The 20,032-nt window shown below is 71.9% G+C and carries 17 protein-coding genes; 8 read left to right on the top strand and 9 right to left on the bottom strand.

The window, feature by feature from the left end:
• Window positions 1–17: 17 nt before the first annotated feature.
• Window positions 18–1,442 (top strand): HNH endonuclease signature motif containing protein, encoded by a 1,425-nt coding sequence (locus tag AOM03_RS03670; RefSeq protein WP_062378399.1) that lies wholly within the window; start codon window positions 18–20, stop codon window positions 1,440–1,442.
• 29 nt (window positions 1,443–1,471) lie between these two features.
• On the opposite strand, the gene AOM03_RS03665 is transcribed toward AOM03_RS03670, so the two are convergent.
• Window positions 1,472–4,168: a cation-translocating P-type ATPase gene (locus AOM03_RS03665; RefSeq protein WP_082092069.1), complete on the bottom strand. Its 2,697-nt coding sequence runs from the start codon at window positions 4,166–4,168 to the stop codon at window positions 1,472–1,474.
• A gap of 79 nt (window positions 4,169–4,247) precedes the next feature.
• Between AOM03_RS03665 and AOM03_RS03660 the strand changes: the two genes are divergently transcribed.
• Window positions 4,248–5,252 (top strand): bile acid:sodium symporter family protein, encoded by a 1,005-nt coding sequence (locus tag AOM03_RS03660; protein ID WP_062378397.1) that lies wholly within the window; start codon window positions 4,248–4,250, stop codon window positions 5,250–5,252.
• On the opposite strand, the gene AOM03_RS03655 is transcribed toward AOM03_RS03660, so the two are convergent.
• Window positions 5,249–6,223, bottom strand: coding sequence for an oxygenase MpaB family protein (locus AOM03_RS03655; protein WP_369345439.1), 975 nt, complete (start codon window positions 6,221–6,223; stop codon window positions 5,249–5,251). The two genes, AOM03_RS03660 and AOM03_RS03655, sit on opposite strands and share 4 nt — an antisense overlap.
• A gap of 129 nt (window positions 6,224–6,352) precedes the next feature.
• Between AOM03_RS03655 and AOM03_RS03650 the strand changes: the two genes are divergently transcribed.
• Window positions 6,353–7,735: an O-antigen ligase family protein gene (locus tag AOM03_RS03650; RefSeq protein WP_156157598.1), complete on the top strand. Its 1,383-nt coding sequence runs from the start codon at window positions 6,353–6,355 to the stop codon at window positions 7,733–7,735.
• A gap of 72 nt (window positions 7,736–7,807) precedes the next feature.
• On the opposite strand, the gene AOM03_RS03645 is transcribed toward AOM03_RS03650, so the two are convergent.
• From AOM03_RS03645 to map, 3 genes are read right to left on the bottom strand one after another with little or no spacing between them, the layout of a single operon-like run.
• Window positions 7,808–8,497, bottom strand: coding sequence for a YitT family protein (locus tag AOM03_RS03645; RefSeq protein WP_227589870.1), 690 nt, complete (start codon window positions 8,495–8,497; stop codon window positions 7,808–7,810).
• A 25-nt stretch (window positions 8,498–8,522) separates the two neighbouring features.
• Window positions 8,523–9,389 carry a polyphosphate--glucose phosphotransferase gene (gene ppgK / locus AOM03_RS03640; RefSeq protein ID WP_062378393.1) on the bottom strand — a complete coding sequence of 289 codons (867 nt, stop codon included), beginning with the start codon at window positions 9,387–9,389 and terminating at the stop codon, window positions 8,523–8,525.
• Window positions 9,386–10,267 (bottom strand): type I methionyl aminopeptidase, encoded by an 882-nt coding sequence (map, locus tag AOM03_RS03635; RefSeq protein ID WP_062378391.1) that lies wholly within the window; start codon window positions 10,265–10,267, stop codon window positions 9,386–9,388. Before map ends, ppgK begins: the two co-directional genes overlap by 4 nt.
• Before the next feature lie 96 nt (window positions 10,268–10,363).
• Between map and AOM03_RS03630 the strand changes: the two genes are divergently transcribed.
• The 4 genes from AOM03_RS03630 to AOM03_RS03615 all read left to right on the top strand — a co-directional run bounded on the left by AOM03_RS03630 (window position 10,364) and on the right by AOM03_RS03615 (window position 13,639).
• A complete protein-coding gene (locus AOM03_RS03630) occupies window positions 10,364–10,543 on the top strand; it encodes a hypothetical protein (RefSeq protein ID WP_062378389.1) in 180 nt (59 codons plus the stop codon).
• An 86-nt stretch (window positions 10,544–10,629) separates the two neighbouring features.
• Window positions 10,630–11,886, top strand: coding sequence for an SPFH domain-containing protein (locus tag AOM03_RS03625; protein WP_062378387.1), 1,257 nt, complete (start codon window positions 10,630–10,632; stop codon window positions 11,884–11,886).
• Window positions 11,887–11,888: 2 nt separating this feature from the next.
• On the top strand, window positions 11,889–13,301 hold the full coding sequence (locus AOM03_RS03620) for a TFIIB-type zinc ribbon-containing protein (protein WP_062378385.1): 1,413 nt from the start codon (window positions 11,889–11,891) through the stop codon (window positions 13,299–13,301).
• Window positions 13,298–13,639: a hypothetical protein gene (locus tag AOM03_RS03615; RefSeq protein WP_156157597.1), complete on the top strand. Its 342-nt coding sequence runs from the start codon at window positions 13,298–13,300 to the stop codon at window positions 13,637–13,639. The genes AOM03_RS03620 and AOM03_RS03615 overlap by 4 nt, the downstream gene beginning before the upstream one ends.
• On the opposite strand, the gene AOM03_RS03610 is transcribed toward AOM03_RS03615, so the two are convergent.
• From AOM03_RS03610 to AOM03_RS03595, 4 genes are all read right to left on the bottom strand, one after another.
• Complete coding sequence (locus AOM03_RS03610; protein WP_156157596.1) at window positions 13,636–14,232, bottom strand: type IV toxin-antitoxin system AbiEi family antitoxin; 597 nt, start codon at window positions 14,230–14,232, stop codon at window positions 13,636–13,638. The genes AOM03_RS03615 and AOM03_RS03610 overlap by 4 nt on opposite strands.
• Window positions 14,233–14,895: 663 nt before the next feature.
• Window positions 14,896–15,705 carry a 3-methyl-2-oxobutanoate hydroxymethyltransferase gene (gene panB, locus AOM03_RS03605; RefSeq protein WP_062378379.1) on the bottom strand — a complete coding sequence of 270 codons (810 nt, stop codon included), beginning with the start codon at window positions 15,703–15,705 and terminating at the stop codon, window positions 14,896–14,898.
• 10 nt (window positions 15,706–15,715) lie between these two features.
• Window positions 15,716–16,732: a bile acid:sodium symporter gene (locus AOM03_RS03600; protein ID WP_062378377.1), complete on the bottom strand. Its 1,017-nt coding sequence runs from the start codon at window positions 16,730–16,732 to the stop codon at window positions 15,716–15,718.
• Between the two features lie 242 nt (window positions 16,733–16,974).
• Entirely contained in the window at window positions 16,975–18,621 is a 1,647-nt protein-coding gene (locus tag AOM03_RS03595; RefSeq protein ID WP_062378375.1) for an NAD+ synthase, read from the bottom strand.
• Between the two features lie 73 nt (window positions 18,622–18,694).
• Between AOM03_RS03595 and AOM03_RS03590 the strand changes: the two genes are divergently transcribed.
• Window positions 18,695–20,029, top strand: coding sequence for a glutamine synthetase family protein (locus tag AOM03_RS03590; protein ID WP_062378373.1), 1,335 nt, complete (start codon window positions 18,695–18,697; stop codon window positions 20,027–20,029).
• Window positions 20,030–20,032 lie beyond the last annotated feature (3 nt).

Genomic DNA, 20,032 nt, shown 5'->3' with positions numbered 1-20,032 from the left:
GGTGATGGGATGGAGTCATGAGGTTCTCGACGGCGCGACTGGTCACGGCGGTGGCCGCCGCGCGCCGGCTCGACGGCGCGGAGATGGAGGACCTCTCCGGCGAGGAATTCGAGGTGCTGCAGGAGACGGTGGCGTGCCTCCACCGGCAGGTCAACGTGCTGGCGGCGGTCGTCGCGGCCGATGCATCGCGCCGCGAGCGTGAGACCTCCCCCTGGGGCGGAGCGCGTCGGCGCGAGAGCGCGGGCGCTCAGAGGGTCGCCAAGAAGCTGGGCGTCGACGAGGCGGAGGCCCGCCGGCTGATCGAGGCCGGCTCCGCGCTGGGCGGCGGAGGGTCGAACCCGGGTGGGGACGATGCGGGGGACGGGGGCGCCGACAAGGACCAGGGCGACGACAAGAATCGGGCGGGTTCGGCCCGCCGGCAGGCGCCTCCCCGCTGGGCGGTGCTGGCCGCGGCACTGAGCGATGGCACCATCTCGGTCGCGGCCGCGTCCGTGGTGAAGGCGACGCTCGAGGAGTTGGCCGAGGATGTCGACGGCGACGACGCCCCGGCTCTCACGGCGGCACGTCTGGCAGGCGAGGCGCCGGCCGTCGAGGGACGCCTGGTGGCGAAGGCCGCGCGAGTGAGCGTCAAGGAGTTGCGGCGCGCGTGCCGGGCCGTGCTGGCGGACCGCCGGCGGGAGCAGGCGGCCGATCGGGAGGCACGCCACCGCGCGCGGCGGTCCCTCACGTTCACGAAGGACGCGGACGGGATGACCGTGGTGCACGGTCGACTGGACGCGGCGTCGGCCGCGCCCCTGATGGCGTGGTGCGACGCGCAGGTGCGGCACGCGTTCCAGGCCAGGCGCGACGAGCGGACGGGCGACGAGAGGACCGCAGCCCAGATCCGGGTCGACGCGCTCGTGTCGCTCGCCCGGCATGGAATGGGCTGCGAGGCGCCGGGATCGGGCGTGTCGACCGAGGTGGTCGTGCGCATCGACGAGGCCGCGCTGAGGAACGACCTCTCGCTCGGCAGCGTGGACGACCTCACCGACCCGATCACCATGGGCACCCTGCGCCTCATGACGGTGGACGCGCAGATCCGCCCCGCGGTCATGGGCGGGGCGAGCGTGCCGCTGGACTGGGGTCGCGCGAGGCGGCTGTTCACCGCCCAGCAGCGGCGGGCGCTGGCCGAGCGCGACGGGGGCTGTGCCTGGTGCCTGGCGCCGCCGTCATGGTGCGTGACCCATCATGCGGACGAATGGGTGGCCCACCGGGGCCCGACCGACCTGGCCAACGGGGTGCTGCTCTGCGTCGGGTGTCACGTCAGGCTTCACGAGAGCCAGTGGCGGCTCGAGATGAGAGGCGGCAGGCCCTGGTTCCTCCCGCCGCCCGATGCCCCCGACCAGCGCGCGCTGCAGGGCGGAACCATCCGCCTCGACCTCGATCAACCGGCTCTCGCGTGATGGGAGAGAGCTCTGCCCGCACTCGGGCGCTACGCCCGCGCGATACGGCGGTCGGCCGCCTTCATGGCCTCCACCAGGAGGAACACGCCCGCCGAGTACGCCGCGCAGATGCCCCACTCGCGCAGGCCGATCGGCGCGGACCCGAGCGCCGCGTTCATGAACGGCGCGTACGTGAACAGGAGCTGCAGTGCCATGAGCGATCCCACCGCGATCCAGATCACCCGGTTGCCGCGCAGCACCGCCCAGGTGAGCGAGGAGGTGCTGAGAAAGCGCGAGTTGAACAGGTACACGATCTGCCCCAGGACCAGCATGGTCACCACCGCGGTGCGCGCCTCGGCCTCCGGGGTGCCCGCGGACTGCTCCATGAAGTGGACCACCAGGGTCGCGCCGCCGATGATCAGCGACGCCGCGATCACGTGGCCGAAGGCCCTCCGGGACAGGACGGAGCCGCCGGAGCCGCGCGGCGGCCGGTCCATGAGGCCGGGCTCGGCCTTCTCGTATGCCAGCGCCAGCGAGAGAGTGACGCCCACCACCAGGTTGACCCAGAGGGTCTGGATGGGGGACAGGGGCAGCTCGTCGAAGCCCGCGACCACCGCGACGAGGATCACGAGCGACTGCGCGCCGTTGGTCGGGAGGAGGAAGATGACGGACTTGCGGATGTTGTCGTAGATCCGTCGACCCTCTTCGACGGCGCGCTCGATGGTGGCGAAGTTGTCGTCGGCGAGGACGATGTCCGCGGCCTCCTTGGTGGCCTCGGTGCCCTTGATGCCCATGGCGACGCCCACATCGGCCCTCCGCAGGGCGGGGGCGTCGTTGACGCCGTCGCCGGTCATGGCGACGACCTCGTCGTGCGCCTGAAGGGCGCGCACGATGCGGATCTTGTGCTCGGGGGAGGTGCGTGCGAACACGGCGACGTCGCGCACCCGCTCCTCGAGCTCCTCCTGGCTCATGGCCTCGAGCTCGGCGCCGGTGAGGACGCCGGAGTCCTCGCGCAGGATGCCCAGCTCGCGCGCGATCGCGGCGGCCGTGATCGCGTGGTCGCCGGTGATCATCTTCACGCGGATGCCCGCGCTGTGGCAGGCGGCGATCGCGGCCTTCGCCTCGTCGCGCGGCGGATCCACGATGCCGAACAGGCCTAGGAACACCAGGCCGTTGACGTCCTCGTGCTCGAAGTCGGTCGCCTCGGCATCGGCGTCGCTCGCGCGGTCCGCGGCGGCGAGCGTGCGCAGGCCGCGCTCGGCCAGGTCCTCGATCGCCCGCTCCCAGAACTCGCGGTCGAGCGGCTCGAGCGAGCCGTCCGCCGCGCGCTGGTGCGTGCACCGGTCGAGCAGGCGATCCGGCGCGCCCAGCGCGCGGACGCGCGGGCCCAGCTCGGGGTCGTTGTCCAGGGAGGCGCGGTACTTGTGCGCCGAGTCGAAGGGGATGGTCGCGATGCGTGCGGCGGCGGTGGGGGCGGCCACCTTCGCCGCGAGCGAGGCCACGGCGCCCTCGGTGGGCTCGCCGACGAGACGCCAGGCCTCGCCGTCGCGGACGATGCGCGCCTCGTTGCAGGCGCCGCCCACGGAGGCCAGCGCCATGAGGTCCGGCCGCTCGGACGGATCCACCCACGCGCCGTCGGCCCGGATCGCGCCCTCCGGCGCGTAGCCCTGGCCCTCCACCTCGTAGCGGGAGGTCGAGGTGACCACCGCCCGCACGGTCATCTCGTTCGTGGTGAGGGTGCCGGTCTTGTCCGAGCAGATGGTCGTGACGGCACCGAGAGTCTCGACCGAGGTGAGCTTGCGCGTGATCGCGCGACGGCGCGCCATCTGCTGCACGCCCAGCGCCAGCGTGATGGTGACCAGCGCCGGCAGGCCCTCGGGCACCGCGGCGACCGCGAAGCCGATCGCCGCCGCGACCAGGTCCGCCGGGGCCCAGGAGTGGACGAAGAAGCCCACGCCCATCATGACGACGGCCATGCCCAGGATGCCGATCGCGAGCGCGGTGCCGAAGCGGCCCAGCTGGCGTGCGAGCGGGGTGTCGAGCTGCTCCGCCTGCGCCACCATCTCCTGGATCCTGCCGATCTCCGTGCCGGTGCCCGTCGCGGTCACCACGGCGCGCGCGGAGCCGCGCGTCACGATGGTGCCGGAGAAGACCATGCACGCGCGGTCGCCGACGCCCGCATCCGCGGCGACCGGGTCGACCTGCTTGATCGCGGGAACCGACTCGCCGGTGAGCGCCGACTCGTCCACGTGGAGGCTGGAGGCCTCGAGCAGGCGGGCGTCCGCGGGCACCTTGTCGCCGGGGCCCAGCCGCAGCACGTCGCCGCGCACCAGGTCCTCCGCGGGGATGGTGTTCCAGCCGCCGTCGCGGTGCACCTGGGCGTCGAGCGACAGCATCGTCCGGATGCCCTCGAGGGCCCGTTCCGCCTGACCCTCCTGGATGAATCCCACCGCCGCGTTGATGACGGCGACGGCGAGCACGACGCCGAAGTCGAGCCACTCGCCCAGGACCGCCTTCGCGACCGCGGCGGCGAGCAGGATGTAGACCAGGATGTCGTTGAAATGGCTGAGGATCCGGCGCAGGACGTGCGGCTTCTCGGGCTCGGGGAGGGCGTTGGGTCCGTCGGCCTCGAGGCGGCGGCGGGCCTCGGCCGCCGTGAGGCCCTCGGGCGGGGCGTCCACCCGGGTCAGCGCATCGGCGCCCGACAGCGCGTGGAAGGGGATCGAGGGCTGGGTCGCCTGCGTCACGATCCCATCCTAGGAAGCGGCGGGGGCCGCCCCGAAAGGTGGCCCCGGTCCCAGGCGACGATGCGCTTGGATGGGGCCCATGGACGAACGGGGCGGCGTGCTGCGCAGGGCGGTCGGGTGGATCGACCCCCTCGTGGCGATGATCGTCGGCGTCCTGGTCCTGGGCCTCCTGCTGCCCGCGAGCGGCGGTGTCGCCGACGTCCTGGGTACGGTCACGCGCGCGGCGATCGTCCTGCTGTTCTTCCTCTACGGCGCCCGCATGCCCACCACGGAGGTGCTCGCAGGCCTGCGGAACTGGCGCCTGCAGGGGGCGATGCTCGCCGCCACGTATGTGGTGTTCCCCGTGTTCGGCATCGTGCTGACGTTCCTGCCCGACGCCGTCCTCGCGCCCGAGCTGCGCACGGGACTGCTCTACCTGACACTGCTGCCCTCGACGGTGCAGTCCTCCGTGGTCTTCACGTCGATCGCGCGCGGCAACGTCGCGGGGGCCATCTGCGGCGCCACCGTCTCGAACGTGCTGGGCATCGTGCTCACCCCGTTGCTCGTGGGCGCCCTCATCGTGAGCACGGGGCGCCATGCGGGCGAGGGCGGGGGAGTCTCGCAGACCCTCATGATGCTGCTCGTGCCCTTCGTGCTCGGGCAGGTGGTCGAACGGTGGATCGGCGCATGGATCCGCCGCCACAAGTCCCTCACCAAGGTGACGGACCGCGCCACCATCGTGCTGGTCGCCTACGGCGCCGTCTCCGAGGCCCAGGTCTCCGGCACGTGGGACGGCGTCACCGCATGGACGCTGCTCGCGCTGGCCGCGGTCTGCGGGGTGCTGCTCGCCGCCATGCTGGCCCTGACGTGGACGGGCGGCGCGCGCCTGGGACTCGACCGCGCGGACCGGGTGGCCCTGCTCATGTGCGGCTCCAAGAAGTCGCTCGCAACCGGCCTGCCCATGGCGAGCGTGCTGTTCAGCCCCGTGATGGCCGCCTCGGTCGCCCTGCCCGTGATCCTCTTCCACCAGATACAGCTGCTTGTGTGCGCCGTGCTTGCGCGTCGCCTTGCGGGCAGCGAGCCGGCGACGGCCGGGGCCTCCTAGTTGGGGGACGATGCACGGGTCGGGTCGGGCGACCGTCCCGGGTCGGGCACTGGGTCCTGATCGGGTGTCGGAGCCGGGTCCGTTTCGGCCGCCCGCCTGAAGGAGCCCATCGCCCACCGGATCCCGGCGGTGCCGAGCGTGCCCGCCACACCTCCCGCGAGGGGCCGGTGCAGCTCGAGCATCCGCCGCGCGTACGGAGGCAGCAGTTCCACCGCGCCGGCCGCGAGCAGCGCGTACGGCGCGCGCGCCGCCCACGGCAGGGGAGGCTCGCGCAGGAGGAACGCCGCGGCGTCCCGGGCGGCGTCCGTGGCGGCGAGCTCGTCGCGGTACCGGTCCAGCGTGGCAGCGAGCTCCTCGACGGACTCCGGCACGTCGACGGCGCCCAGCGCGCGTCCGATGAGGGCAGTTTGGGCGACGTACTCGTCTGCCTCGGCGGCGTCGAGGGGGCGATGGCCGAATCGCTGGTGCGCCGCGAGGAACGAGTCCGCCTCCGCGACGTGCACCCAGGTGAGCAGGTGCGGGTCCGAGGCCCGGTAGGCCCGCCCGTCCGGGGCCCGACCCCGAACCCGCTCGTGGATGGCGCGAATCCGCGCGATGGTCGCGTCCGCATCGTCCACCGTCCCGAACGTGGTGAACGCCAGGAAGGTGGCGGTGCGCGCGAGGCGCCCCCACGGGTCGCCGCGGTAGCCGGAGTGGCCCGCGACGCCGGCCATCGCCAGCGGGTGGAGCGACTGGAGCAGCAGCGCGCGGATCCCTCCCACGTACATCGACGAGTCGGCGTGGACCCGCCGGATGGGCGTGCCCGGAGCGAACCGGCGCGGTCCCGGGGTGCCGTGCACGCGGCGGTGCGCCGCGGTGCCGTCCGGTCCGGCCACGCGGGAGAACACGGCGTTGCCCAGGCGGGCGCGGGCCCGCTCCACGGGACGCCGGGCCAGGCCGATGACGCGGTTCACACCGGGCACAACGCGCACGGGCGCCGGTCCATGCCGGGTCACGGTTCGGCGGCGACGCGTGCCCGGTTCGCGTACTCGTGGGCGGGTGCCTCGTACGATGGCGCGCGGGACCGCGTTGTGGGCGTGGACCGGACGGAGGCGATCACGATGGGACAGACCCTCGCACGGGTGTGGCGGTGGACCGCCACCTCGTGGGGCCGGGCCTGGGCGGTGGTGGGCACCGTCGTGCTCCTCAGCTCCGGTCAGGGCTTCCGCTACCTGCTGGGTGTGCCGGGCTACGCGGCCCTGGTGCTTGCGGGCGTCGGCGCGGTCGCGATCGCGTTCCGGCGTCGGCTCCACCGCGTGCGCGTGCCGCTGCTCGTGGGCTCCTTCGTGGGCCTGGCGGCCGTCTCGGTGCTGTGGTCCGCGACGCGCGCGGTGACGCTGGTGGCGACCGTGGTGCTCGTCGTGACCACCGCGGTCGCGCTGGTCATCCAGAAGGGCACCTCGCGCGGGCAGTTCCTCGCCTACCTCTACCGCGGGCTCCAGGTGAGCCTGTTCGGCGGGCTGCTGTTCGAGCTGTACGTGTCGCTCGTGCTGCGCGAGCCGCTGCCGCGGCTGTCCACGGACCTGGCGGACCTCGCGCGCGTCGACCCGGGCGCGTTCTATCCGTGGTCCGAGAACAGGCTCTTCACCGGCGGCCCCATCCAGGGGTTCGTGGGCAACCGCAACACGTTCGATTCGATCGCGCTGCTCGTCGCGATCGTCGCCGTGGTGCTGCTGCTCGAGCGGCGCATCCGCCGCCTCGACGGATTCGGGACGCTCGCGGCCGCGGGGCTCGTGCACGCGCTCACGCTCTCCGCCACCGTGACCATCGCGGCGCTCTATGTCGCCGCGCTGGGTGCGGCGGCCCTGGTGATCCGTCGGTCGGCACCCGGCACCAAGCGGGTGCTGTCCTTCGGGGTGCTCGCGTGCACCGCGATCGCCGCGGTGATCACCATCAAGTTCCGCGCCGAGATCTTCGAGCTGTTCGATCGCGGGGCGGATGCCACGCACCGCATCGACATCTGGGACCAGGTCATCGAGCACGCGATGCAGCGGCCCGAGGGCTGGGGATACGTGGCCTACTGGCCCGTATGGCAGGAGCCGTACCGCGGCATCGTCGAGAGCGTGGGCGTCATCGCGCCGCACGGGCACAACGCGTTCCTCGACACGTGGCTGCAGCTGGGCCTCATCGGCCTCGCGCTGCTGCTCGCCATCGTCACGCTGACCTTCGGAAGCGGCTGGCGGCTCGTCGAGCGTGCAAGTGAGGGGGATACCTATATTCCGCTCGCCTGGGTGCTGCTCACGGCCGCGATGTCGCTCGAGGCGCTCGCCGAGTCGCGCATGCTCGTCGAACTCGGGTGGTTCCTGCTCATCGTCCTGTACTGCTCGGGACCGCAGGCGTTCACCCTCACCGTGGTCGATCCCGAGCTGGTGCGCACGGGCGAGCCGCCCGACGAGCCCGTCGACGACGACCCCGTTATGGTGCTCTCCGACCGGCTGCGGTGACGCGGGGGCGCGTCGAGCCGACGAGCGTCGAGCCGACGAGCGTCGACCCGGCGAGCGTCGGGCCGGCGATCGTCAGGGCAGGTAGCGCCCGGGCTTGTGGTTCATGGCGACCACGAGGTTGAGCAGCACCACGCCGGACACGGACAGCAGCACGATCTGCCACGACGTCACCAGGAACGCGAGCGACACGACGACGACGTCGAGCGCGCCCTGGACGTATCCGGCCCGCCACCCGTACCGCTCCTGGGCGTAGGCGGCGACGATGCCGAACCCGCCCGAGGAGCTGCCGTGGCGGAACACCATGATCATGCCGATGCCGGCCAGCAGGCTGCCCACCAGGATCGCGTAGATCGCGGGCAGGCCGTCCACGGGCAGCACCCGCTCGTGCAGGGTGTTGAACGCGGAGATGAGTCCCACCGTCGCGATGGTCTTGGCGGTGAACTTGACGCCCATGCGCCACAGCGCGAACGCGTAGAAGGGGATGTTGACCAGGAAGAACACCACGCCCAGGCTCCAGCCGGTGGCGTAGGTGATGAGGAAGGACGTGCCGACCACGCCGCCCGTGACCGCCTGCGCGGCGTGCAGCAGGTGCATGCCCAGGCCCATGACGGCCGCGCCCGAGACGATCGCGGCGACGTCCTCGTACGCCCGGTGGCCCCGGCGCGGCTGGGGCGTGGGCGCCTGAACGGTGGGGGAGTCCACCGTGGGGGAGGTCGCGACGGGGGACGATGCGGTGGCGGGGGTTTCGGCGGACGCAGGCACGAAGGACGAGGATACAGGGGACGCCTTAGATCCCCTCGCCCTCGGGCGCTCCCTCCGACTCGGCGTCGGCATGGGAGGCCGCCCGCGCATCGTCCTTGGCCGCCTTCTTGGCGGCCTTCTTCTCCTCGTCCTTCTCCCGCTTGGCCGCGACCGCGGCGGCGGCCGCCGCGCCCACGATGCCGGCGCCGTTGAGCAGCTCGGCGGGGACGATGGGCGCGCGCAGGCGCAGCTTGGGGAGGAACATGTGGTGCTTCTTCGAGACGCCGCCGCCCACGATGATGAGGTCCGGCCACAGGAGGCGCTCGAGCTCCGAGTAGTACTTCTGGAGCTCCGCGATCCACTGGTCCCAGTCGTAGTCGTAGCGGTCGCGCGCGGACTCGGCGGCGCGATCCTCCGCGTCGTGGCCGTCGATCACGATGTGGCCCAGCTCGAGGTTGGGCACCAGCGTGCCGTCGACGATCATGGCCGTGCCGATGCCGGTGCCCAGCGTGGTCATGAGGACCGAGCCGGGGCGGCCGTGCGCGGCGCCGTACTTGAACTCGCCGAAGCCGGCGGCGTCCGCGTCGTTGAGGACGTGAACGTCGTGGCCCGCGTAGTCGCGGATGATGCCGCGCAGGTCCGTGCCGATCCACGCGTCGTCCACGTTCGCGGCCGTCTTGACGATGCCGTGCTGGACCACGCCCGGGAACGCGACGCCGATGGGCATCTTGCGCGGCGGGTTGAACTTGGCGATCACCTTGGCGACGGTCTTGGCGACCGCCTCCGGCGTCGCGGGCTTGGGGGTGGGGATGCGGTAGCGGTCCTCGGCGAATTCGCCGGTCTTGAGATTGACGGGAGCGGCCTTGATGCCGGTGCCGCCGATGTCGACTCCGAGTGCGATGTGCTTGCTCATGGCAGGGTCAGAACCTCCGGTCCATCCTCATTGATGACGATCGTGTGCTCGAACTGCGCGACCCACGAGCCGTCGTCGGTGACGACGGTCCAGCCGTCGTCCCACTCGTGGTTCTCCTCGGACCCCATGCACAGCATCGGCTCCACCGTGAAGACCATGCCGGGCTCGATGACGTCGTCGTGGTGCGGCGCCGCGTCGTAGTGGGGGATCACCAGGCCCGTGTGGAAGGCCGGGCCCACGCCGTGGCCCGTGTAGCTGCGGACGGACTCGTATCCGAACCGGGTCGCGTACTTCTCGATCACCCGGCCGATCACGTTGACCTCGCGGCCCGGACGGGCGGCCTTGATGCCGCGCATCATCGCCTCGTGCGTGACCTCGACGAGCTGCCTGGCGGCGTCCGAGCCCTCGCCCGCGATGAACGACCCGCAGTTGTCGCCGTGGACGCCGTTCTTGAAGGCCGTGATGTCCACCTTCACGATGTCGCCCTCCTCGATCACCATCGAGTCGGGGACGCCGTGGCAGATGACCTCGTTAACGGAGGTGCACAGCGACTTGGGGAACGGCGGGCGGCCCGCGGCGCCGGGGTAGCCGAGCGTCGAGGGGTAGGCGCCGTGGTCGAGGACGAACTCGTGGCCGATGCGGTCGAGCTCGTCGGTCGTGACGCCCGGCGCCACGTGACGTCCCACCTCGGCCAGGGCCTGGGCGGCGATCCGGGCGCTGATGCGGATCTTCTCGATGGTCTCGGCGTCGTGGATGTCGCCGCCGTCCCAGCCGGCCGCGTGGGTGCGGCCCACGTACTCGGGGCGGGCGATCGAGTCGGGCACGGCGCGCCACGGCGTCACGGCGCCCTTGACGATGCTCTCGCGAACAGGGCTCATGCCTTGCAGTCTAGGCACGGCCGCGCGCGAGGGCCGACCGACGGGCGTCCGGCGTGGCGCCCGGCGTCGTGGCAGGCTGACCGGGGGAGGGCCACGATGACCAAGTACTGGTACAACACCAAGACCCGCGAGGTCGAGCAGGGCCACCGGAGCTCGTGGGAGCACCTCATGGGCCCCTACGACACCGAGGCCGAGGCGCGCCACGCGCTCGAGATCGCGAAGGCCCGCAACGAGCGGTGGGACAGCGACGACGAGGACTGGGAGCGCGGCGACTGACGCGGGCTCTTCCCGGGACGATGCGGGGGCTGGGTCGTGTCGGTGGGCGCCGGTAGAGTGCTGAGGCAGGGAGAGAAAGGCGTCTCATGGGATTCATTCAGGCGATCGCGGGAGCAGTCGGCGGGACCTTCGCCGACCAGTGGAAGGACTTCCTGCGGCCGCCGCAGGCCGTCTCGCCCACGGCGGTGGTGTTCCCCGCGGAACTGGTCGGGCAGAACGCCGGCCGCGGCTCCAACACCCGCCAGTCGGAGAACGTCATCACCAACGGCTCGCGCATCGTCGTGCCCGAGGGCTACGGCATCCTCACGTTCCAGAACGGCGCGATCACCAACCTGGTGGCCCAGCCCGGCGCGTACGAGTTCTCCGACACCGACCCGAACGCGCGGTCCCTGTTCGCCGGCGACGGGATCCTCGCGCCCACCATCGGGACCTCATGGGAGCGCTTCAAGTTCGGCGGCCGCCCCGGCGTCGAGCACCTGGTCTTCTACGTGTCGCTCAAGGAGATCCCCAACAACCGGTTCGGCACGCAGTCGCCCATCTACTGGGACGACCGCTTCCTGGGCACCCAGGTGGGCGCCCGCGCCCGCGGCTCGTACACGCTGCGGGTGACGGACCCCATCCTCCTGGTCAAGTCCATCGTCCCCGCGCAGTACATCTCCGCGAACGCGCCCGTCTTCGACCTGGGCGACCACGCCAACCCCGTCGGCGACCAGCTGTTCAACGAGGTGGTCGGCTCCCTGTCCGCGGCGTTCTCCCGCTACGTCAACGACGCCGACAAGGACCACCGGATCACCCGGATCCAGTCCGACGCGATCGGCTTCGCGCAGGCGCTGGCGGCCGCGGTCGAGGACGCCTACCAGTGGCAGGGCCAGCGCGGCCTGCAGATCGTCTCCTCCGCGCTCGCGGCAATCGAGTACGACGAGGGCACGCTCGAGCTGCTCGAGGACGTCAAGAAGGCCGATGCTCTGGCCGGGGCCCGCGGGGATTCCTTCCTGCGTCAGGCGGCGGCGCGCGGCATCCAGGGCGCTGGCGAGGGCGGGGGCGGCGACGGCCTCGCCTTCATGGGCATGGGCATGAACGCCGCGGCCAACGCGATGGGCGGCATGTTCCAGCAGCCCCAGGCGCCCTACCAGGCGCCGGGTTACCAGGCGCCGGCCGCGCAGCAGGCGGCTCCGCCTGCCGGCGCCGGGGGCGCCGGTGCGGGTGCCGCGGGCGCGGCGCCCGCCCAGCCCGCCCCGGAGGACCCCATGACGCGGCTCACCCAGGCCAAGCAGATGCTCGACGCCGGGCTCATCACCCAGGACGACTTCGACGCCGTCAAGAACAAGGTGCTCGGGCTCTGAGCATGACCACACCGCCCGATGGCGGCGCCGGGCCCGCTCGTCGCTCGTGGACCCCGGAGGAGCCGGACCCCGACGACTCCGCGAGCGCCGACGCGGCCGGGGAATCCGGAGCCTCCACCCCACCCGAGGCGGCCGGAGAGCCCGCCCCGCCCGCCGAGCCCGGGCCGGCCGAGACCGAGCCCGTCGAGCACTCGGCGCCGGATTCCACCGACGAGGGCCACACCGTCCTCGACATGTCGACCGGCAAGGGCGTGGGCCTCGACAAGTGCCCCAAGTGCGGAGCCACCGAGGTCGAGCATCTGGTCGGCGGCGCGGACCTGCGCTGCTCCTTCTGCCGCCACACGTGGACGCCGGAGGCGATCGACGCGCGGTTCGGCCTGTCCGAGGGCATCGAGTCGCTGCGCGGCTTCGTCGTATCGACCGGGTCGTCGACCATCACCGACACCGAGTCGCTGGTGACCCTGTCCTGCTCGGGCTGCGGGGCCGAGGTGGTCATCGACACCGACGACAACCTCGCCTCGCGCTGCCACTGGTGCCGCTCGACGCTGTCGATCGAGGCGCAGATCCCCAACGGCGCCGTGCCGGACGGAATCCTGCCGTTCACCGTGCCCAAGGAGGACGCGGTCAAGCGGATCGCCGACTTCGTCCACGCGCGCCGCATGTTCGCGGACTCCACCTTCAAGAAGGAGTTCACCACCGACAACGTGCTGCCGGTGTACCTGCCCTACCTGGTCGTCGACGGCAACATCCACGCCCAGGTGCTGGGCGAGGGCGAGATCACGGACCGGACATACCTGGTCCCGGTCCGGCGCGGACACGGTAAGGATGCCCGTACCACGTATGAGCGGCGCTACGACTTCACGCGCTACGCGGTGGTCCGCGACTTCGATCTCCACGTCGACGACCTCATGATCGAGTCCTCCGAGGACTTCGCCGGCGCGGTCGCGGCCTCCTCGAGCACCACGAACATCGTCAACTCGCTGCTGCCCTACGACGTGAAGAACATGGTGGCGTTCGACACCGGCTACATGCGCGGCTGCACCTCGGAGAAGCGCGACCTCGACGTCAAGGAGGTCGCCGGAGCCGCCGGCGACATGTTCCTCTCCATCGCGCGCGCCAAGGCCGACGGCATGACCGCGCAGTACGACCGCGGCGTGCGGTGGGACGCGGAGAAGCTCCTGGTCAAGGGCTCGCGCTGGGTCTCCGTCCTGCTCCCGGTCTGGCTCTACAGCTACCGCCACGTCGAGGGGGGACGGCCCATGGTGCACTACGTCGCCGTCAACGGACGCAACGGCCAGACCATGGGGTCCGTGCCGGTCAACAAGGGCAAGATCGTGGGTGCGGCCTTCGCGGTCGGCGTGCCCGTCACCGCGATCACCATGCCGCTCGGCCTCGCAGCGATGGCGAGCGCATGATGGGCGCCGTGCTCGTCGCCGTCTCCGCCCTCGCTTCGGCGGACGCCACGGTGCTCGCCTCCTCGGGCGACGGGTCCGGCGGCGCCGTCATCTTCGGGCTGCTGCTGTTCGCGGCGGGCCCGGCGGCGGGGGTGGGCACCTACATCGCGATCTACAACCGCTACCGCAACGCGGGGGAGCGCTACCGGTACACGACCACCACGGACGCCCAGGTGCAGAACCCGCGCGTCCGCGACGACGTCACCACCCGGCGCCGCGGCGCCCGCAACGCCCGCATGAACGGCGACAACCGTGGCCGGGTGCGCGACCGCCTGCGCAACAGCGGGGTCGAGTTCTAGGGGCGCGAACCGGGGACGTCCGGCCGCGGCGCTAACTTCCTCCAGAATTCCGGAGGTGGCACGGTGGGGCGCAGATCCATCGCTGCATGCGCGGCGCGATGCCGGCGCTGGCCACCGGCGGCGGCATGGCACTCGTCGAAGCCGATGCGCTGCACGAGCTGCCACGCGACCTCGTGAGTCTCGGTCGCGTGGCCCAGGCGCGACGGTGCATGCATGAGGTCGAGGACCGTCTGCACCGGCGACGTGAGGCGGAAGGTGCACAGCTCACCCTCGTGGACGTCCAGCCAGGGACCGGCGGGAGTCGAGTCGATCGACCACGGGTCCTCCGACTCCCACATCGGAGTGATGACGCGTTCCGCACGCTGATGAAACACGACTGTGCCGTCGGGTGAGTGAAGTCTCAGGCGCCGAGTCTGGCGCGGGACCGTCACGTGGGCCGTAGCGATCGACTGGATCCTCGCCCCGTGCAGGCGCGCCGCGGTCACCCCGGCGACGTACGGCGCGTCCCACCCGAACACCTGCGCCGCCGCCAGGATCGCAACCTCATGGACGTGAGGCACCCAGCCGGCGTCCGCTCCGACGGGCACGGCCACGTGCCTTCCCCGAGCGACCGTGACGGTGAGTCGTTGGGCGCGCCACCGCGCCAGGGTGGTCGCGGGTCGGGACGCGAAGGGTCTGAGGTCGGCCGTCGAGAACAGGGGGAAGGCCGCCGGCGTCGACACATCGGCGCAGCCGGTCAACTCCTGCCATCGTGCCGCTTCTCGGAATTCTGGCGCCGGGCCAGCGGGAGGGAGTCGGGGTCGGGCATCCGACACCAGTGAGGTGAGGCAGAACACCTGTACACGCCCCCTGTCCGCTCAGCTGTCCACTCGTGTCAAGAGTGCCGTGCGCGGCGTCGCCGAATCTGGGCGCGGCCACGACCGTGTGGGAGCGCGGCGCATGGGGGGACGGTGGACATCGGCCTGCCCGTTGCAGGCGGGAAATCGCCTTCAACGAGGAGCGGGTGAAGTGATGTCGCCGCGCTAGCCGAATTCATGCGTTGTGGGCGGGCTCCGGAGCGTGCGACAGTCTGCGGGTACTGGGGATCACCGAGCGCCACACCGCGTCCCAAACTGCATGAATTCGGCTAGCGACGCGGAGGCAATACCCGTGCTCCCCGCTGACGGGGTGCACGGCGGAGGGGCCGATGGGCCGGGACGGCTATGACCCGTAGCAGAGGTCCGGACGCAAGACTCGCGAACCGCGACCCGCCCGACCTACGTGGAGAAGGTGTGCTCGGGCCCGGGGAATGCGACGTCCTTGACGTCGGCGACGTAGGCGGTCGCAGCATCGGTCATGGCCTGGCCGACCGCGCCGAACTGCTTCGAGAAGCGCGGGTGCCAGTCGCCCACGCCCGCCATGTCGAGCCAGACGAGGACCTGGCCGTCGGTGCCCGAGCCGGCGCCGATCCCGATGGTCGGGATGTCGAGCGCGGCGGTGACGGCGTCGGCCGCGGAGGCCACGACCATCTCGAGCACGACGGCGAAGGCGCCCGCCTCCTGCAGCGCCAGCGCGTCGTCGATGAGGTCCTGCACGCCCTGCTCGCCGCGGCCCTGGACGCGGTGGCCGCCCAGCGCGTTCTCGGACTGCGGCGTGAAGCCCAGGTGGCCGCAGAAGGGGATTCCCGCATCGGTCACCGCCTTGACCTGGCGCGCGATGCGGCGGCCGCCCTCGAACTTGATCGCGTTGGCGCCGGAGAGCTTCATCATGCGGATCGAGGACTCGACGGCCTGCTCGGGCGAGACCTCGTAGGTGCCGAACGGGAGGTCCGCGACGACGAAGGCGCGCTGGGCCGCGCGGGAGACGGCGCGCGCGAACGGGATCATCTCGTCGAGCGTGACGCCCACGGTCGAGTCGTAGCCGAGCATGTTGTCGCCCAGCGAGTCGCCCACGAGCAGGATGTCCACGCCGGCGGCGTCGAATGCGCGTGCCGTGGGGTAGTCGTAGGCGGTGAGCATGGTGATCTTTTCGCCGCGCTCCTTCATCTCCTTGAAGTGATGGATGCGGACCTTCTTCACGGCATTCATGGGCGACAGCCTACGCGGGCACCGAGGCCTCCCTGGGCGCGGTGGGCTCGGGTGAGGCGGAGGGTGCGGGGGTCGCGTCCGGCGTCGCATCGGCCGCCGGCTCCGGCAGCGCGATGTGCGAGGCCAGCACCACGCCGGAGGCCGCCTGGAGCTGGTGGTAGACGATGATCGCGAGCGTCGCGACCGGCGCCACGTCCGCCGGCAGCAGGGCGTACGCGAGCCCCGCGCCCACAGCGATGGACTTCATGGACCCGCACAGCACCAGGACGGGGGAGTCGGCCAGGGAGATGCGGCCGTGGCGGCGCAGCGCCCGCGCCATCGCGGTGGTGATGGCGTACAGGGCCGCGAGCAGAACGGCGCAGCCCGCCGCGATCTCGAGGATCACCAGGGGGCCGGCGGCGGCCCAGATCCCGTCGCCGGTCGCCTTCGACACGGACGCGTAGACGAGCACCAGCACGGCCGCGAGGTCGATCTTCGCGACCTTGCGGCCCAGGCCGCGCAGCCAGGGACCGAGCCAGGGCTGGACCGCGAGGCCCACGATGAACGGCAGCAGCAGGTGCAGCAGGACGCCCTGCAGGCTGCCCAGGGAGCCCGCGCCGTGGACGTGCAGCACGAGCATCAACGCCACGGGCGCGAGGAACAGGCCCAGCGTGTTGGAGAACGCGGCGGCGCACACGGCCGCGGCGGAGTTGCCGCGGGTGAGCCCCACGAGGGCCACGGAGGACGATGCGGTGGACGGCAGGCATGCGACGAACGCCAGCGCCACGCCCACCGAGCCGGGCACCAGGTGCAGAACGACGCCCAGCAGGGGGCCGATCACGAACGTGGCGACGAGCGTCGCGGTCTGCAGGTTCCAGTGCTTGAGGCCCTCCCACACGTCCACCGGGCGCAGGCGCGCGCCGTAGAGGAAGAACATCGCGACGACGGCGGCGACGCGCAGGTGCTCGCCCCACGCGCCGGCGGGCAGCGCGATGCCGAGGGCGAGCGCGACGACGAACGGGGCGACACGCGAGACGAGCGCGCTCATCGGCGCGCCTCGCCGCGGGCAGGCGTGGGCATGACTCTCCGGGGGAGGAAGGGTGTCGGACGGTGACCGAGGTCCCGCGGCGACGCGCGCACGCCGGACCTCCTGCACCCACGGTAGGCGCGCCTCGGTGCCGCCACCCGGGACCTCCGGACGTGGTGCCTGGTCAGACCCCGAATACCGCGTTATGGCGCGTGATGTCGGTGGCGCGCCGTGGCCCGTCGTGTCGGTGGCGCGCCGACGGACTACTCGGCCAGCTCGCGCCAGCGGCTCGTGATGGGCAGGCGCCGGTCGCGGCCGAACGCGAGCGCCGTCACCTTGGGGCCCGGCGGGTACTGGCGGCGCTTCCACTCGGCGCGGTCCACCAGGGACAGCACCTTGTCGACCACCTGCTCGTCGTAGCCGCGGGCGAGCAGCTCGGCGCGGCCCTCGGCGTGCTCGACGTAGGCGTCCAGCACCTCGTCGAGCACCTCGTACGGGGGCAGCGAGTCCTGGTCCGTCTGGCCGGGCCGCAGCTCCGCCGAGGGCGGCTTGATGATCGAATTCTCGGGGATGGGGGCCACCTCGCCGCGCGCCGCAGCGTAGGCGTTGCGCCACCGCGCGAGCTCCCACACGCGGGTCTTGTCCAGGTCCTTGAGGGGTGCGAAGCCGCCGATCGAGCCCGCGTCGTAGATGGTCGCGTAGCCGGTCGCCAGCTCGGACTTGTTGCCCGGCGCGATGACCAGATGCCCCTCGCGGTTGGACAGCGCCATGAGGATCACCCCGCGCACGCGCGCCTGCAGGTTCTCCTCGGCCACCCCGGTGAGGGCCAGCTGGTCCTGGAAGGCGTCCACGAGCCGCGCGATGGGCTCCACCCGGTAGTCGGCGCCGATCCGCTTGGCCAGGTCCGCCGCATCGTCCCTCGAGTGGTCGGAGGAGAACTCCGACGGCATGGACACGCCCACCACGTTCGCGCCGCCGATCGCGTCGGCCGCGATCGCCGCCGTCAGCGCCGAATCGATCCCGCCGGACATGCCCAGCACCACCGAGCGGAAGCCGTTCTTGAACACGTAGTCGCGCAGGCCGGTCACACACGCCCAGTAGGTCTGGGCGTCCGCATCGTCCCTCTCCTCGATGCCCGAGGCGGGGGCGGCCTCGCCGGCCTCCGGCACGTCCCAGACCATGAGCGCATCGGTGAAGCCGGGCGCGGCGGCGACCACTGCGCCATCGGCGCCCACCACGAACGAGTGGCCGTCGAACACCAGGTCGTCCTGCCCGCCCCACAGGTTGACGTACGCGAGCGGCGCGCCCACCTCGGCCGCGCGGCGCGCGGCGAGCTCCGTGCGGACGTGGCCCTTGCCCTCCTCGAACGGCGAGCCGTTGAGGACCACGAGCAGGCGCAGCCCCGCATCGGCCAGCTGCGCGACGGGTCCGCCGTCCTGCCAGATGTCCTCGCACACGACGATCCCGACGGGGGACGATGCGGGGGAGACGACGCACGCGTCCTCGCCGGCGGCGAAGATCCGGCGCTCGTCGAAGACGCCGTAGTTGGGCAGGTGGTGCTTGTTGTAGCGGGCGATCACCTCGCCGCCCTGGAGGACGGCGGCCTGGTTGAACGGCCGACCGCCGATCGACACGCCCAGGGTGCCCAGGATCACCATGAGGTCGCCCAGGCCCTCCTCGGCGAGGCCCGCGGCGATCTCCGTCACGGCGCGCTCGGCGGCGCGCTGGAAGCTCTCGCGGAGCGCCAGGTCCTCGATGGGGTAGCCCGTCACCACCATCTCCGGGAAGACCACGACGGTCGCGCCCAGCGCGTGGGCGGTGCGGCAGCGGTCGCGGATGATGGCGGTGTTACCAGCGATGTCGCCCACGCAGGGATTGACCTGGGCGAGCGCGATGCGAAGCGTCGACATGGGTCCAGGGTAGGCGGGCGCGGGGGCGCGTCACGTCACACGCCGGAAACGCGGATGCGGCAAGATGGCGGGCATGGACAAGCAGCAGGAATACGTGCTCCGCAGCGTCGAGGAGCGCGACATCAGGTTCGTCCGTCTGTGGTTCACGGACGTGCTGGGCATCCTCAAGTCGGTGGCGATCGCGCCGGCCGAGCTCGAGAACGCGTTCGCGGAGGGCATCGGCTTCGACGGCTCCGCGGTCGAGGGGCTCACGCGCGTGTACGAGGCGGACATGGTCGCGCGACCGGACCCGGCCACGTTCCAGGCGCTGCCGTGGCGCGGCGAGCGCCAGGGCGCGGCCCGCATGTTCTGCGACATCCACACGCCGGACGGCCAGCCCGCCATGTCGGACCCGCGCCAGGTGCTCAAGCGCACGCTCGACCGGGCCTCGGCCCAGGGCTTCAGCTTCTACACCTCCCCGGAGATCGAGTTCTACCTGTTCAAGCAGTTCGAGTCCGGCCAGGTGCCGGTCCCGGTCGACCGCGCGGGCTACTTCGACAACGTGCCGCGCGGCACCGCGCACAACTTCCGCCGCGAGGCCATCACGATGCTCGAGAACATGGGCATCTCGGTCGAGTTCAGCCACCACGAGGCGGGCCCCGGCCAGAACGAGATCGACCTGCGGTACGCGGACGCGCTCACCACCGCGGACAACATCATGACGTTCCGCGCGGTGATCAAGGAGGTGGCGCTCGAGCAGGGCATCTTCGCCTCCTTCATGCCCAAGCCGCTCGCGGACGGGCCGGGCTCGGGCATGCACACGCACCTGAGCCTGTTCGAGGGCGACCGCAACGCGTTCCACGACGCGAGCGGGGAGCTGGGGCTGTCGCCCACGGCACGCCACTTCATGGCGGGCCTGCTGCGCCACGCGCCGGAGATCTCCGCGATCACCAACCAGTACGTCAACTCCTACAAGCGCCTCTGGGGCGGCGCCGAGGCGCCGTCGTACGTGTGCTGGGGCTCGAACAACCGCTCCGCGCTGGTGCGCGTCCCGGTGCACAAGCCGGGCAAGAGCCAGTCCGCGCGGGTCGAGTACCGCGCGATCGACTCGGCCGCCAACCCGTACCTCGCGTTCTCGGTGATGCTCGCCGCCGGCATGAAGGGCATCGAGGAGGGCTACCAGCTCCCCGAGGGCGCCGAGGACGACGTGTGGGAGCTGTCCAACGCCGAGCGTCGCGCCATGGGCTACGAGCCGCTGCCCTCGTCGCTGTCCGAGGCCACGGACGCCATGGAGCGCTCGGAACTGGTCGCGGAGACGCTGGGCGAGCGGGTCTTCGAGTTCGTGCTGAAGAACAAGCAGCGCGAGTGGAAGGCGTACCGGGCGCAGGTCACCCCGTACGAGCTCGAGAGCTACCTCTCGGTCCTCTGACGG

It is taken from the genome of Demequina pelophila, from assembly GCF_000971175.1.
Taxonomy (GTDB): domain Bacteria; phylum Actinomycetota; class Actinomycetes; order Actinomycetales; family Demequinaceae; genus Demequina; species Demequina pelophila.
This window is presented reverse-complemented; position numbering and strand designations above follow the sequence as displayed.

Excerpts from the sequence above, each read along its gene's own strand:
- AOM03_RS03600 (WP_062378377.1), bottom strand. The coding sequence starts at position 16,732 with ATGAGCGCGCTCGTCTCGCGTGTCGCCCCGTTCGTCGTCGCGCTCGCC.
- AOM03_RS03620 (WP_062378385.1), top strand. The coding sequence starts at position 11,889 with ATGACCACACCGCCCGATGGCGGCGCCGGGCCCGCTCGTCGCTCGTGG.
- panB (WP_062378379.1), bottom strand. The coding sequence starts at position 15,705 with ATGAATGCCGTGAAGAAGGTCCGCATCCATCACTTCAAGGAGATGAAG.
- AOM03_RS03590 (WP_062378373.1), top strand. The coding sequence starts at position 18,695 with ATGGACAAGCAGCAGGAATACGTGCTCCGCAGCGTCGAGGAGCGCGAC.
- AOM03_RS03670 (WP_062378399.1), top strand. The coding sequence starts at position 18 with ATGAGGTTCTCGACGGCGCGACTGGTCACGGCGGTGGCCGCCGCGCGC.
- AOM03_RS03650 (WP_156157598.1), top strand. The coding sequence starts at position 6,353 with ATGGGACAGACCCTCGCACGGGTGTGGCGGTGGACCGCCACCTCGTGG.
- AOM03_RS03615 (WP_156157597.1), top strand. The coding sequence starts at position 13,298 with ATGATGGGCGCCGTGCTCGTCGCCGTCTCCGCCCTCGCTTCGGCGGAC.
- map (WP_062378391.1), bottom strand. The coding sequence starts at position 10,267 with ATGAGCCCTGTTCGCGAGAGCATCGTCAAGGGCGCCGTGACGCCGTGG.
- AOM03_RS03660 (WP_062378397.1), top strand. The coding sequence starts at position 4,248 with ATGGACGAACGGGGCGGCGTGCTGCGCAGGGCGGTCGGGTGGATCGAC.
- AOM03_RS03630 (WP_062378389.1), top strand. The coding sequence starts at position 10,364 with ATGACCAAGTACTGGTACAACACCAAGACCCGCGAGGTCGAGCAGGGC.
- AOM03_RS03595 (WP_062378375.1), bottom strand. The coding sequence starts at position 18,621 with ATGTCGACGCTTCGCATCGCGCTCGCCCAGGTCAATCCCTGCGTGGGC.
- AOM03_RS03625 (WP_062378387.1), top strand. The coding sequence starts at position 10,630 with ATGGGATTCATTCAGGCGATCGCGGGAGCAGTCGGCGGGACCTTCGCC.
- ppgK (WP_062378393.1), bottom strand. The coding sequence starts at position 9,389 with ATGAGCAAGCACATCGCACTCGGAGTCGACATCGGCGGCACCGGCATC.